The organism is Pseudoclavibacter sp. JAI123, assembly GCF_013409665.1.
Taxonomy (GTDB): domain Bacteria; phylum Actinomycetota; class Actinomycetes; order Actinomycetales; family Microbacteriaceae; genus Pseudoclavibacter.
Map to the genome: position 1 here is coordinate 492095 of NZ_JACCCM010000002.1, position 12983 is coordinate 505077.

General features: G+C 69.4%; 13 protein-coding genes. 7 read left to right on the forward strand and 6 right to left on the reverse strand.

Features of this window, described 5'->3' with window-relative positions:
- Positions 1-5 precede the first annotated feature (5 nt).
- The 5 genes from HDC34_RS14420 (at position 6) to HDC34_RS14440 (ending at position 7303) form a co-directional block, all read left to right on the forward strand.
- Positions 6-1250, forward strand: coding sequence for a hemin ABC transporter substrate-binding protein (locus HDC34_RS14420; RefSeq protein ID WP_179557501.1), 1245 nt, complete (start codon positions 6-8; stop codon positions 1248-1250).
- Between the two features lie 173 nt (positions 1251-1423).
- Positions 1424-2440: a FecCD family ABC transporter permease gene (locus HDC34_RS14425; protein WP_374757243.1), complete on the forward strand. Its 1017-nt coding sequence runs from the start codon at positions 1424-1426 to the stop codon at positions 2438-2440.
- Positions 2437-3306, forward strand: a complete 870-nt coding sequence (locus HDC34_RS14430; protein ID WP_104311559.1) for a heme ABC transporter ATP-binding protein — start codon at positions 2437-2439, stop codon at positions 3304-3306. Before HDC34_RS14425 ends, HDC34_RS14430 begins: the two co-directional genes overlap by 4 nt.
- On the forward strand, positions 3303-4553 hold the full coding sequence (locus HDC34_RS14435) for a hypothetical protein (protein WP_179557502.1): 1251 nt from the start codon (positions 3303-3305) through the stop codon (positions 4551-4553). The genes HDC34_RS14430 and HDC34_RS14435 overlap by 4 nt, the downstream gene beginning before the upstream one ends.
- Positions 4550-7303, forward strand: a complete 2754-nt coding sequence (locus HDC34_RS14440) for a fibronectin type III domain-containing protein (protein ID WP_179557503.1) — start codon at positions 4550-4552, stop codon at positions 7301-7303. Before HDC34_RS14435 ends, HDC34_RS14440 begins: the two co-directional genes overlap by 4 nt.
- A gap of 175 nt (positions 7304-7478) precedes the next feature.
- On the opposite strand, the gene HDC34_RS14445 is transcribed toward HDC34_RS14440, so the two are convergent.
- Both HDC34_RS14445 and HDC34_RS14450 read right to left on the reverse strand, forming a co-directional pair.
- Complete coding sequence (locus HDC34_RS14445) at positions 7479-8126, reverse strand: heme oxygenase (biliverdin-producing) (RefSeq protein ID WP_179557504.1); 648 nt, start codon at positions 8124-8126, stop codon at positions 7479-7481.
- A gap of 117 nt (positions 8127-8243) precedes the next feature.
- Complete coding sequence (locus HDC34_RS14450; protein WP_179557505.1) at positions 8244-9182, reverse strand: patatin-like phospholipase family protein; 939 nt, start codon at positions 9180-9182, stop codon at positions 8244-8246.
- A 263-nt stretch (positions 9183-9445) separates the two neighbouring features.
- Here HDC34_RS14450 and HDC34_RS14455 point away from each other — a divergent pair, with 263 nt between their 5' ends.
- On the forward strand, positions 9446-9952 hold the full coding sequence (locus HDC34_RS14455) for a hypothetical protein (RefSeq protein ID WP_179557506.1): 507 nt from the start codon (positions 9446-9448) through the stop codon (positions 9950-9952).
- 33 nt (positions 9953-9985) lie between these two features.
- On the opposite strand, the gene HDC34_RS14460 is transcribed toward HDC34_RS14455, so the two are convergent.
- Genes HDC34_RS14460 through HDC34_RS14470 form a run of 3 tightly spaced genes read right to left on the reverse strand, consistent with a single transcriptional unit; the run spans position 9986 to position 11232 of the window.
- Positions 9986-10420 carry a hypothetical protein gene (locus HDC34_RS14460; protein WP_179557507.1) on the reverse strand — a complete coding sequence of 145 codons (435 nt, stop codon included), beginning with the start codon at positions 10418-10420 and terminating at the stop codon, positions 9986-9988.
- Complete coding sequence (locus HDC34_RS14465) at positions 10417-10824, reverse strand: hypothetical protein (protein WP_179557508.1); 408 nt, start codon at positions 10822-10824, stop codon at positions 10417-10419. The genes HDC34_RS14460 and HDC34_RS14465 overlap by 4 nt, the downstream gene beginning before the upstream one ends.
- Positions 10825-10875: 51 nt before the next feature.
- Complete coding sequence (locus tag HDC34_RS14470) at positions 10876-11232, reverse strand: hypothetical protein (RefSeq protein WP_179557509.1); 357 nt, start codon at positions 11230-11232, stop codon at positions 10876-10878.
- A gap of 200 nt (positions 11233-11432) precedes the next feature.
- Between HDC34_RS14470 and HDC34_RS14475 the strand changes: the two genes are divergently transcribed.
- The gene (locus tag HDC34_RS14475; protein ID WP_179557510.1) at positions 11433-12128 is read left to right on the forward strand and encodes a class I SAM-dependent methyltransferase; all 696 of its coding nucleotides are present in this window, start codon (positions 11433-11435) and stop codon (positions 12126-12128) included.
- A 23-nt stretch (positions 12129-12151) separates the two neighbouring features.
- Here HDC34_RS14475 and HDC34_RS14480 read toward each other — a convergent pair whose 3' ends face one another.
- Entirely contained in the window at positions 12152-12724 is a 573-nt protein-coding gene (locus HDC34_RS14480; protein ID WP_374757242.1) for a phosphotransferase family protein, read from the reverse strand.
- Between the last annotated feature and the right edge of the window lie 259 nt (positions 12725-12983).

The following is a 12983-nucleotide window of genomic DNA, read 5'->3' on the forward strand; positions in this document are numbered from 1 at the left end:
AACCCATGCCCCTGCCACGCACGCTCCGCCGCTTCCGCCGCTCGACGATCCGTCGCGCCGGCTGGGCAGCGCTTGCCGTGGTCGTCGTGTCCGTGCTGTGGGCCAACGGGTTCCACAACATCGGCACCGCGAACGGAGCGGGTAACGACCAGTGCGTCGCGCAGCCGGTGCAGACCGAACCCGTCGCGCCGGTTCTGCCGTCCGTCACCTCAGTTGAGCTGCCCGACCCGCGCAGCATCACGGGGCCGACCACCGCCTACACGCAGACGGCGGCGATCAACCCCATCACCGACGCGGCGACCGCCGTGCAGCAGCTCCCGACGACGTTCACGAGCTCCGACGGCGCGGAGACAACCGTGACCGACACGACGCGCATCCTTGCCATCAACCAGAACGGCGGGCTCGCCGCCGCCGTTATCGGGCTGGGCTTCGGGTGCAACCTCATCGGGCGCGACACCGCGACCGATATCACGAAGGTCATGCCGGGCAACGAGCAGCTGCCGCTCGTCACGCAGAACGGGCACGAGCTCAACGCCGAGTCGATCCTCCAGCTCGCGCCGACGGTCGTCGTGACCGACGCCTCCATCGGCCCCTACGACGTGCAGCTGCAGCTGCGCCAGGCCGGCATCCCCGTGGTCATGGTGCCCATCGCGGACGACGACGGCGTCGAGGGCGTCTCCCCGCAGATCCAGTTCGTGGCGGATGCGCTCGGCGTGCCGGCCCTGGGGGAGAGCCTCGCGCAGCGAACACAGGCCGAGATCGGCACGACCATCCAGCAGCTCGGCACGATGGCACCCACCGACCCGGAGAAGAAGCCGCGCGTCGTGTTCCTGTACCTGCGCGGCAGCGTCTACTACTGGTTCGGCGCCGGCTCAGGCGCCGACTCCATCATCCAGAGCATCGGCGCTCGCGACGTCGCCACCGAGGTCGGGTTCGCGGGCATGTCGCCGACCAACGCAGAGGCCCTCGTCCGCGCCGCCCCGGACGTGATCATCGTCATGACGATGGGCCTCGCCTCGGTCGGCGGCATCGACGAAGCCGTGCAGCTGCCCGGCATCGGGCAGACCCCGGCGGGCGCGAACAAGCGCATCGTCGACATGAGCGACTACGAGGTGATGAGCTTCGGCCCCCGGTCGGCGTCGGTGCTCGCGGCCCTCGGCACCGCGATCTACGCGCCGGAGCTGGCCTACGTGCCGGCGGCCGACCCCGCGGCGGACCCCGCCGATGGCGCCGAACAGAGCGGCGAATGATGAGAGATGCGAACGTGACCACGACTCCGCCAAGCACCCACCCGCGGCCAGAAACAGGGCAGCCGAAGCGACGGAGCCCCGTCGACCACATCGAGGAGCGCACCAGCCACCGCCCAGAGCCGGTCGCCCAGCCGACGGATGCGCCACCCCGCTCCAAGAAGGCGCGCGCGTCGCTGCTCGCGGCGGTCCTCACGATCCTCCTCATCGCGGGCTGCCTCGTCTCCGCGATGATCGGCCAGCTGTACATCCCGCCGCTCGAGGTGCTCGGCTTCCTGCTGAACCAGGTGGGCGTCAACTGGCTTCCCGGCCCCAGCCACGAGTTCGGGGCGGCCGCGCTCGCGGAGGTCCGCTTCCCGCGTCTGGTGCTCACGGTCCTCGTCGGCGCGGCGCTGGCCGTCGCTGGCGCGCTCATGCAGGGCATCTTCGGCAACCCGCTCGCCGAACCCGGCTCCGTCGGCGTCTCCGCAGGCGCGGCAGTCGGCGCGAGCTTCTCGATCCTCTTCAGTCTCACGTTCCTCGGCCCGTTCACGACCCCCGCGTTCGCATTCGTCGCCGGCCTCATCACGACGTTCGTCGTCTACTCGCTGTCCCGTTCCGGCCGGCGCACCGACGTCATCACACTCATCCTGACCGGTGTCGCCGTCAACGCCGTCTGCGGTGCGCTCATCGCCTTCATCACCTTCAGCGCACCGACGCAGGCGCGCGAGCAGATCGTGTTCTGGCAGATGGGCAGCATGAACGGATCCCGCTGGGAGCAGGTCTGGCTGGTCGCCCCGCTCATCGTCGTGGGGTGCATCCTCGCCATCGGGATCGGAAGGCAGCTCGACCTGCTGTCGCTCGGCGAGAAGGCGGCCCGCCACGTCGGTGTGAACGTGGAGCGCGTGCGCCTGATCGTCATGATCTATGTGGCCCTCCTCGTCTCCGCGGCGGTCGCCTTCGCCGGCATCATCGCGTTCGTCGGATTGGTCGTGCCGCACATCATCCGCATGATCATCGGCCCGACGCACCGTCCGCTCCTGCTCTGCTCGGTGCTCGGCGGGGCCCTGCTGCTCACGATCGCCGATCTCGGCGCCCGCACCCTCGTCGAGTACGCCGACCTGCCCATCGGCATGCTGACCTCCCTCATCGGCGGGCCGTTCTTCTTCTACCTGATCCGGCGCAGCCGGGCGAAGGGCGGCGCGTGGTCATGATCGGCTCCATCCTCAGGAACCCCATCCGCAAGCCGCGCGCGACCACGCCGGGCGAGGTGGTCCTGTCCGTGCGCGACGTGAGCGTCGACTTCGGCGAGCGGACCGTGCTCGAGGGCCTCGACCTCGACATCCGGGCCGGCGAGGTGCTCGCCCTGGTCGGTCCCAACGGCGCGGGCAAGTCGACGCTCATCAACGTCATCACCGCCGACGTGGATGCGCGCAGCGGCACCGTCGAGATCGACGGCCTCCAGAGCTACGCCTGGACGAACACCGAGCTCGCGATGCGCCGAGCCGTGCTCCTGCAGCAGGTCGATATCGCGTTCCCGTTCTCGGTCGAGGAGGTCGTCGACATGGGCCGCGCGCCCTGGCAGCAGGTGAGCGAGCGCGAGCGCGACGACCTCATCACCGCGGGCGCGATGCGGCGCACCGACATCGACCGCTTCGCCGACCGCCACTACCCGTCGCTGTCCGGAGGCGAGCGCGCTCGGGCCGCGCTCGCCCGCGTGCTCGCGCAGACCGCCTCGGTCATGCTCCTCGACGAGCCGACCGCGGCCATGGACATCAAGCACCAGGAGATGGTGCTCGACCTCGTGCGCAGCTACGCGAGCACCGGATGCGCCGTCGTCATCATCGTGCACAACCTCGACCTCGCGGCCGCCTACGCCGACCGCATCGCGCTCCTGAGCCGGGGCCGCATCGTCGCCGACGGGCCGCCAGCACAGGTGCTCACGGCCGAGCTCATCACGCAGGTCTACGAGCATCCCGTGCACATTCTCGAGGACCCGTTCACGGGAGCCCCGATCGTCGTGCCCAAGCGCGCATCCACCGGTTCCTCGACCCCCGCCGAAGAAGGGCACCACGCATGACCGCCACCACGCCTCCGCTCACCGCAGTCCGCTGGGTCGCCGCCATCCTGACGGCGCTCGGGCTCGCCCTCGGTGTGACCGCGATCGGCGTCTCCGCTGCACCCGCGCACGCGGCCGGACAGGTGACCATCTCCGGACAGCCGACGGCGGATGGCCAGAGCGAGATCCAGGTGTCCGGTTCCGGATTCCAGTCGGTGCAGGGCGGATTCGGGGGCATCTACGTGCTGTTCGGCTGGGTCGACGACCTGAGCGGCGGCTCGTGGAAGCCGAGCGCGGGAGGCGTGACGGGGGAGGACTACCGCTACGTGTACGACGACGAGACGAACCCCGTCGGCTACCAGCTGTTCGCGGCCTTCCCGGGCGGATCGACCTCCTACGCCGCGAACGGCGGCGAGGTCGCGGCCGACGGCACCTGGTCGGGCACGCTGCGCATCCCCGGCGCGGTGTTCCAGACCTACGACCGCGACCAGAACGCGACCTCCGTCGACTGCAACGCCGTGCAGTGCGGGATCATCACCATCGGCGCGCACGGCGTGAAGAACACGAACAACGAATCGTTCACGCCGCTCACCTTCGCGGGAGGGGCTGCGGCCGGTGCCGTCGCCCAGCAGGCGGGCGCGAGCCCTGCGCAGCCCGAGGCGGCCGCCCCGGTGGCGACCGACGAGCAAACGGCAGGTGGCGAGGCCGCCCCGGTCGCGACCTCGGCTCCTGTCGGGACCACGACCCAGAGCACGGCGTCCTCACAGGGCCTCGGCTCGGTCAGCGACGCGCTCGCCTGGCTCGTCGTGCTCGCGCCGGTCCTGCTGCTCGTCGGACTCACCGTCGTCGGCCTCGCCGTCGGCATCGGCGCCTACCTTGCCGCCAAGAGCCTCCTGCTCGGCGTCAACCCGGCGGCCCTCGAGAAGGTGCGCGGGCAACGCGAACGCAAGGCGCTGCAGGAGCGCGAGAAGCAGCGCAGGAAGACGGCGGCGGTCAGGCTCGCGCAGGAGCAGCGCGAAGCTCGTGCCCGGCGCAGGCTCGGCGCGGCCGCCGCGCAGCAGAGCCTCGTGAATCTCCCCGCGTCTCCCGCGCCCCTCGAGAACGACAGACTCGTCGACTTCTTCGCCATGGATGCTCCGACCCCTCGCCACCCGAGCCCGCTCCGGGATACGAGCCCGCTCCGCGATACGGATTCGGCGCCGGGTGATCGAGACGCGCCGACGCTCATCCTCTCGAGCGCGACCGGTCGCCGGGAGGACGCACGGTGACCCTCGACGCGCACGAGACGGGCGCGCGGTCGCGGCGCCTGCCAGCCCCGGGCATCGGCACGCGCATCCTCGCCGCAATCGGCATCGCCGGCCTGCTTGCGGGCTTCGGCCTCTTGGCCGCCGACCCGGCGGAGGCCGCCTCGACGCCCATCTCGGGCGTCGACCTGTCCTGGGCACTGAACGACGAGGTCGGCGGGGGTGCCTACTTCGGCGGCTGCAACTTCCTCTCGGCTGGCGCATCCGGTGACAACGGCAGGTCGGCGGTCTGGACCGACGACAGTCTGTACTCGGCGAGCGAGGGCAACGTCTCCATCACGAAGCCCGACGCTGCCGGCAACCAGGTACCCGCCACGTGGGATTCCAGGTGCCTCGACGCGGGCGGGAGCCAGGTCGGGACCGGTGTCGGGTCGACAAGCGCCAACCGGGTGAACCTGGCAGACGGCAGCGGCTCCGTCGACCTCGAGACCGGCACAGCCAGCATCTCCTGGGACGGTGCCTTCACCGTCGTCTTCTACGGCGGCATGACGTACTGGTCGGTTGATGACCTCACGCTCGAGCTCAGCAACGGCAGGGGAACGCTCACGGGCACGGCCGGCGGATTCGGCGCCGACATGGACGACCCCTCGAAGTGGCAGCCCCTGAGCGAACGCACCGTCACGCTCGCGACGATCGACGCGACTCCGGCCGAGCTCACCGCATCCGGCGCGACCCTCACTCCCGAGTACCGGGGCGTGGATGCAGGTGCCGTCGGCACCCCGCAGACGCGCGAAGGCGACGGGTGGGGCTCGTGGCCCCAGGACTTCGTGGCATTCCACGAGGCGACCGGCCAGTCGAGCTACTGGTACTCATCCGGTGGACTGGCTGACCCGAAGAAGGTCGCGGCACCGCTCACCCTGAGCTTCGACACGTCCGCGAGCGCGACCCCCGTCTACGAGCGGTTGCCGCGGGACTACCCGGAGGGGGCCGAGGTGCGGTTCGTCAACCTCGGGGCCGAGGTCTCCGGGGAGCCCGTGCTGCGGGCAGCCGATGGGCGTGAGCTGCCGGTACTGGCCGGGACTCCCGCTCAGATCACGGCAGGCGGCGGCGTGGGCACCTGGGACGTCAGCGGCCTCGCCGTTGGAGCGCACGAGTTCACGCTCGCCGTCCGCAACGGCACCGCCGAGACACCCATCAACCTCTCACCCGACGACGCGATTCGCCTCACCATCGTCGAGCCGCTCGGCGCGACCGCCTCACCCGGGATCACGGTGAGCGACGTCGAGGCCAGCTCCTTCACGACCACCCTGACGTGGCCCGCCACGGGTGGCGGCCCGCCGACCGGCTACCAGGTGCAGCTCACTCAAGGGGGCGTCGCCGTCGGTGCCGCCCTCCAGGTGCCGGCGGATGCGACGGGGCAGGGCTCGACCATCGTGTCCGGACTCGCCGCCAGCACCGAGTACGCCATCACCGTCACCCCGTACCTCGCAACCCAAGCGGGCACGCCAGCGACGCAGCAGGTCAGCACCGGTGCCCCGCCGCAGCCGACCACGACGCCGGACCCAGAACCGCCAGCGCCGACGACGCCCCCGACCACCGAGCCGACCACGCCCACCGACGGGGGTGCATCCGCCGCAGGAGCAACCTTCTACTGGGGACTGAACACGGAAGCGACCAGCGGTGCCTTCTTCGGGGGATGCAACTTCCTCGCGGCCGGCAAGGCGGGGGACACCGGCTCGTCACGGGTCTGGAAGGCCGACGAATATCGTTCTGCTGACGGCAACGTCACGATCATCAAGCCCAACGGCAGCGACTTCCAGCAGGCGAGCTGGGGCACGAAGTGCGTCGACCGCACGGGCGCCAACGTCTCGACGAGCCGCCTCGGCTCCCATACGGAGTCGCAGGTGCGCATCACCGGTGGTGAGGCGACGCGCTCCGGTTCGGAGCTCACCGTGCAGTGGCGCGGCAGCTTCACGGTCGCCTTCTACGGAGGGCTCACCTACTGGACCGCGACCGACCCGATCCTCAAGGTGGGCGGGGACGGCAGGGGCACCATCACCGCGACGGCCTCCGGCTACGGCGCATCCATGACCGACGCGTCCAAATGGGTGGAGCTTAGCGATCGCACCATCACGCTCGCGAACCTCACGGGTGTCGATACCGGCGCCGACGTCATCACGACGACCCCCGACTACCTGGGGGTCTCCTACAGCGGCAGCGGCCAGTCGCAGGGAGTGGTCGGCGGCGACGAGGGCACGGCGAGCGGGCAGGCGCCTCAGACCGCGCTGAACTCGAGCTACTGGGGCTCGTTCCCGTCGGACTTCGTGGACTTCCAGAAGGAGACCGGCCAGTTCTCGTACTGGTTCACGTCCAACGGCGCCCGTGACACCTTTAAGCCTACGATCCCGCTCACCGTGAGCCTGGCGGGTGACTACACGCCGACGGCGGGCGCATACAACGCTCCGGCCGCGCCGACGCTCACGCAGAGCAATCCGTCGGGCGGCACGCGTGCCCCGAACGCGGTGGCGCCCGCGCCAGCACCGGCCATGACGGCCCCGGCGGTCGGCGCAGCGACGAGCAGTGGGGGAGCGACGACGTCTGGGGCCGGGTCCGTCGCCGTCTCGAACGAAGCCTCTGGCCTGCAGATCGGTGAGATCAGCGCGCCGATGGTGCTCGGCGGGGGAGCCGGCATGCTCGCGGTTGCCGGCCTCAACTGGTCGATCTCCCTGCTCGTGCGCCGAAGGCTCGGCCTCGACCCGCACCTCTTCGGCTAACCGCGAGGCGCGCCCGGAGCGGTCTGCGCGCCCGGAGTGGTGTTGTGGTCGTCAAGACGCTGTTGAAGCGACCACAACACCGCTCTCGGCTCAGGCGGCGGGGTGGGTGCAGAACGCGAACGGCCCGCATCCGGGTGGATGCGGGCCGTTCGCGTCGCGCGGTGCGGGGCGGATCCTAGAAGCGTGCGTCCAGCTCTTCGAAGATGCGCTCATTGCAGGTGAAGCTCGCGTTCGCCTCATCGAGGAGACGCGCGATGGCGTCTTCGTCGAAGGCGAGCTCGTCGAGCTGGGTACGGTAGGCCCGCTTGAACGGCACGATCGCCGGGATCTCGGTGAAGTCGAAGAACGTCGCCTCCTCCGCGGGGAGGGTGTACGTGCGGTCGAGCATCACGCGCATGGCCTGGCCACCCGAGAGGTCACCGAGGTAGCGCGTGTAGTGGTGCGCGAGGTAGCGCGCTGGGTCGGCGGCGGATGCGGTGATGCGGTCCGCGTACTCGCGCGTCGCTGGCAGCTCACCGGGGAGCGGCTGCGTGAGGCGGGGCTCGAGCGCCGCGAGGTCCGCCACGATCGACGACGCACGGTCGAGCTCGGCCGCAGGGATCGCGCCGAGCTGGCCCTGCTCGCGCACAGGCACTGCCGCGCTCTCGAGCGCCTCGTACATGAAGCCGTACTGCTGCAGCAGCGCAGCCCAGGCGTCGATGCCGAGCTCACCGCCGAGGAGCCGCTCGAGGAAGCGCGAACGCTCCGCGCTCTGGTGTGCCTGCGACGTGCGCTCGCGGAGGCGGGCGCTGATGGTCGTCGCGGTGTCGGTGACGATGGTCATGGGGATCCCTTCGGGCGGGATCGGTGCGAGGGGGGCCGCACCGAAGACTGAGTACCTTTAGCTTAGGTCACCCTTACTTCAGCGGGGGATCCCCTTGGCGAAGAGTTCATGCCTTCGTTACATCCAGAACCGGCCTTGCTGGGCGGGGAAGCGCCGTCCACGCGCGAACCCCTCGCGGGCTGCTTGCGGTCGCAGCGTGAAGTCCATGGCGTTCGCGCCGAAGAGATGGTCGAGCTCAGGGCCGGGGAAGATCGTCTCGACCGTGCTTCCTCCCGCGCGCAGCTCCGCAAGCTGCGCATCCAGGTTCAAGCCCCATTCCGCAGGCGCCAGGCTCTTACCTGAGAACGGGGCGAGGACCAGCACATTGTCGAAGCCTGCCGCGAGGTCGGCGTTCTCGTTGCGGCGGAAACCGCCGTCGAGAAGCCAGCGGTCGCCGACGCGGTAGGGGAGGCCACTCGACGTGCTGGCCGCGACTGCATCGGCGAGGTCCACCCCGCTGTGACGGTCGAGGACGACGGGATCGCCCGTCGACGCATCGATGGCCGTCAGCAGCAGCTCGTGGGTGGGCCAGTCCAGGGCGGGGAGGCGTGATGCGACGGTCGCGTGCCAGCGGTCCTGCCAGGACCCGTCGGCTGCTTCCAGTCGCTCGAGGGCGGATGCGCCGAGGCGGCGGCGGTAGTCGGCCGCGCTCGTGGATTCGGCGATGAGGCGGTGCATTCGCTCGAGCTGATCGCCCACCTCACCTCGCGCTGGTCCGGACGACCGTTCGCCTCGCTGTGCGGGTGACGGTGGAGGCGTTTGGGGTGTGGTGCTCAGGATCGCGTCGAGCAGGGTGGCGGGCGCGGCACCAGCGAGTTGAGCCCCGGCGGTTGCTCCAGCAGAGGTGCCGATGACACGGTCGGCGGTCGTGACATCCACGCCCGCATCGGCCAGGCCTGCGAGCACGCCGATCAGCCAGGCGTTGCCGGTGGAGCCGCCCCCGCCGAGCACGAGGGCCCGTCGGGCTGGGTTCGTCTCGGACGAAGAGGGAAGTGAGGTGGAAGCAGTTAAGTTCATGGGCGTTGCCTTTCGCGAAATGAGTGGCGGACGCTCCGAACGCGACGTTGCTAGTCGCGGGCTCGTGAGGAGCTCGGAGCACCCACTGTGGATCCTGCGTTCATGGGTGTCACCTCCTGGCTTCGAATCACGATGTGAGCCACCATACGCCTGCCGGCGGTTGGTCACTCGGAGAGCTGCGACAGCAGCCTGCGCTGCGTCGGCCGGCGCGGGTCTGCGGACGTGCCGCTGAGGAGCGACGTACCCTCGGTCAGATGGACGCCATGCGTGAACCTCTTGAAGCTGCACTCGACGAGCTCGCCCCCAGTGACGGCGATGCGCTCGCGCGCGTCACGGCGACGCGCGACGCAGCCAGATGGCTGGAAGAGGTTGGACTCGTGGAGGCGGTCGAGCGGGCACGCGCCGGCGGTTCGACGTGGGCGCAGATCGGTGCGGCGCTGGGGGTCACGGGAACGACGGCGACCACCCGGTTCGGGGGCACGCCCGAGGAACGCGAGGCCCGTGCGCAGCAGTCCCGGGACCGAGCCGCGCAGCGCAACCGGGCGGCTTCGGAGGCTATCGGCGCGACGCCGCGCGACGACCTGCCTGGCATCTCGGTTGCCGAGGCCGCCGAGAAGCTCGACGTCCAGCTGGGCACGTTTCGCAGGCGCATCCAGGTCGCCCGTGAGCGGAACAGCGACGCGTTCCGTGTCGCGATCAAGCTGGTCCAGCTCTCACCCAAGCGCGAGGTCATGCGCGTCGTCGACCTCGAAGCGGCGGCGCGGATCTAGACGCATCGGCGCCCTGGGTGATGGTCGACAGGGTCACCCCATGTAGGCGCCGCCGGCCTCGAACCGAGTGTGTTGGATGACGATGATGGCGCCGATCTCGAGCGCGACGATGACCGTGATGATGGCGAGTGACCACCACACAGACCGGTGTGTGCAGGCTGCTGTGATGGCCGCCGCAGCAAGGCTCACGATCCAGACCAGGAAGTGCGCGACGGCCGCGATGCCGGTCGTGGTGACGGCCTCCTCGTAGTGCCCCTTGGGGACGGTCCAGGTGTCGCTCGAGTTGGCGTATCCGTAGTGGAGCATCTCGCCGACGCTCAGCCCGAGGAAGACACCGATCACGAGCGTCACGGCCGCCGTGACGAAGGCTATGCCGGTTGCGATGCTCCAGCCGAGGACTGGGCGCCAGACTGTGCCACGAGGTGGGCCGGAGGTGGCCCGTTGCGGGGCGGGTGCGAGAGAACTCATCGCCACGAATGCTCGAGGAAGGGCCACGCGACCGGAACGGCGATGACAACCACCGAGAGGAGGAAGAGCATCCCGAACGTGCGGCCGAACGGACGTGGGTCGCTGCTGGCGACGCTGACGGCGGTTCCGATGTACGCGACCCAGGTCGCGCCGAGGGCGAGGATCGTGAGGTCAGCGACTGACTTCGCTTCGCCGTAGTGCAGGGCGGTGGTCGAATGCGGATCAGTGTCGGCTTCCATGCCGGCCCCATACCTCAGCATCTCGTCGATCCCTTGGCCGAGACTGAGCGCGAGGAACCCGAGAACGAACACTCCCAGAACCGCGAGCAGACCGACCTTGCCCTCGCCGCTTGCCGCCTGCGCCCCCGCATCTGCGCTTGCGAGCTCCGCGTTCACCACTGACATGGCACGAGCATAGGTGCAGCCCGGTGGGTCAGGTCTGGATGCGCGAAACCGTTACTCGACGCCATTCGATGACGGGATCTGTCCGCCCGGGGCCGGCGAAGTCGCGACAGCTTTCACGCGTCGATTGTGCGCTATCAGCACCCACAGCGTAGGTACGCAGATGACAACCGCTGCGACGACCCCGGCTAACCACGGACTGATATCGGTGCCCCGCCACAGCAGATGAATGCCCGCCATGACGGTGAAAATCATGACGAGGCGAGGGAGGATCCACCACTTCGGCAAGCGGGGCGGGTTACCGAGCCACGGGATCTTCTCCTCGGGGTTGGCTCTCGAGTGGCGGACGACGTCAACGAGAGATGCCGCTCCGGCGATCGCCAGCAGAACGAGTGCCCAGAAGAGTTCCATGGCCCCCACACGAACATGTAGCTCTGGGCGCCGCCTCAGAGACTCCACTTCCTGTCTGCCGAGTCCTATCGCCGCGCGTCGCGGACAGGGCACGCCTTGATCTGCCTCGCGTCCTTGCGCTTCGTAGCCGCTGAATCCTGTGAGCGGTCCCTGCGGACGGGCCGGGAGCTCGTGTCCCGTGCTCGTGCAGGATGGGACGTATGGAACCCGGCCACTACGACACGTTCGCCTCCGACTATGCGACCGACAACGAGCGCAACCTCGTGAACAGCTACTACGAGCGGCCGGCGACGCTCACACTCCTCGGCGACGTACGCGGCGCACGCGTGCTCGATGTCGGATGCGGAGCGGGTCCGCTTGCGGCGGAACTGGCGGCCCGCGGCGCGACCGTCGCGGGCTTCGACGCGAGCTCGGAGATGATCACGATCGCTCGGCGGCGGCTCGGCGACACCGTCGACCTGCAGGTGGCTGACCTTGGGAGACCGCTTCCGTATTCGGACGGATGCTTCGACCTCGTTGCCGCGTCTCTTGTGCTCCATTACCTCGAAGATTGGGGCCCGGCTCTGACCGAGCTTCACCGGGTGCTGAAGCCCGGGGGGCGGCTGACTATCTCCGTGCATCATCCGTTCGTCTACCGCCTGATGTTTCCGGAGCGGGACTACTTCCGGACCGATGCCTGGACGTCGACCTCGACCTTCGACGGCACCGAGGTCGAGCTGACGTACTGGCACCGGCCCCTCCACGCGATGACCGATGCCTTCGTCGAGGCCGGCTTCAGCGTCGTGACGGTCGCCGAGCCGCCGTTCGCTGCGGATACGCCGGCGGAGCTCATCCCATCGCATCTTGGCGACCGGACAGCGTTCCTGAGCTTCATCTTCTTCGCCTTGGAGCGGTAAGCCAATCGCGATTCGGCGTTCGGTCAGCTTGTGATCGCTCGCGTACTCAACCGAGCGTTCGCGCGTTGGACCCCTCGGCTGACTTCCTCCGCTGGGCGTCCTTCGATGAGCGAGAACGCGATGGGTTGCAGGATGTGGGTCGCGGCGATGACTCGGGCGCGACGCAGTTCGTCGGCGTTTGCGAACGCGGCGACGCTCTCCCAACCGTGCCAGCTCGCGAGCGAGGCGATGTCGTCCGCCGTGTCGTGGGCGGTGGCGAGGTCCCAGTCCAGGACGCCAGCAACGCGGCCGTCATGCCAGAGCACATTGGCGCCCGCGAGATCACCGTGGGTCAGTGCAGGCGGTACAACTTCGAGTTGTGCGAGCGCATCAACACGACGGCGAGCCTCGTCTCGGACGTTGGGGAGCAGGAGCGGGATGACGTCTCGGTGCATTCGCTCGTGCCACGACTCACCACCCATGAACGCTCGGGGAGCGGCGAGATCCGGAGCGATGCCTGCTAGCGGCACGGTCCTGATCGCCTCGAGAAGCCCTGCGACTGCAGCCGGGCCGCCGCTTCCCGGTTCGTGCGGGGAGCCATGGACGCGTGCCTGCACGAGATCGCCGTCACACCGTTCACCTCAACCGCAGGGCCCAGGGATCGAGGGACAGCGAAAGGGAGGTCAGGCAGTGCGTCGGTGAGGCGCTGAGCACGTCGACTCGCGGCTGCCGCCCGACTCGAACGTGCGACGCGAACGGCCGAGTCGCACGTGAGGAGGACGACATTCGAGGAGCCGTGTTCGACCCAGGTCCAGGATGACGGATCCGACTCCCGACCGGCCGCACCGAGAGCAGCACGCGCGGCAGCCCGGATGG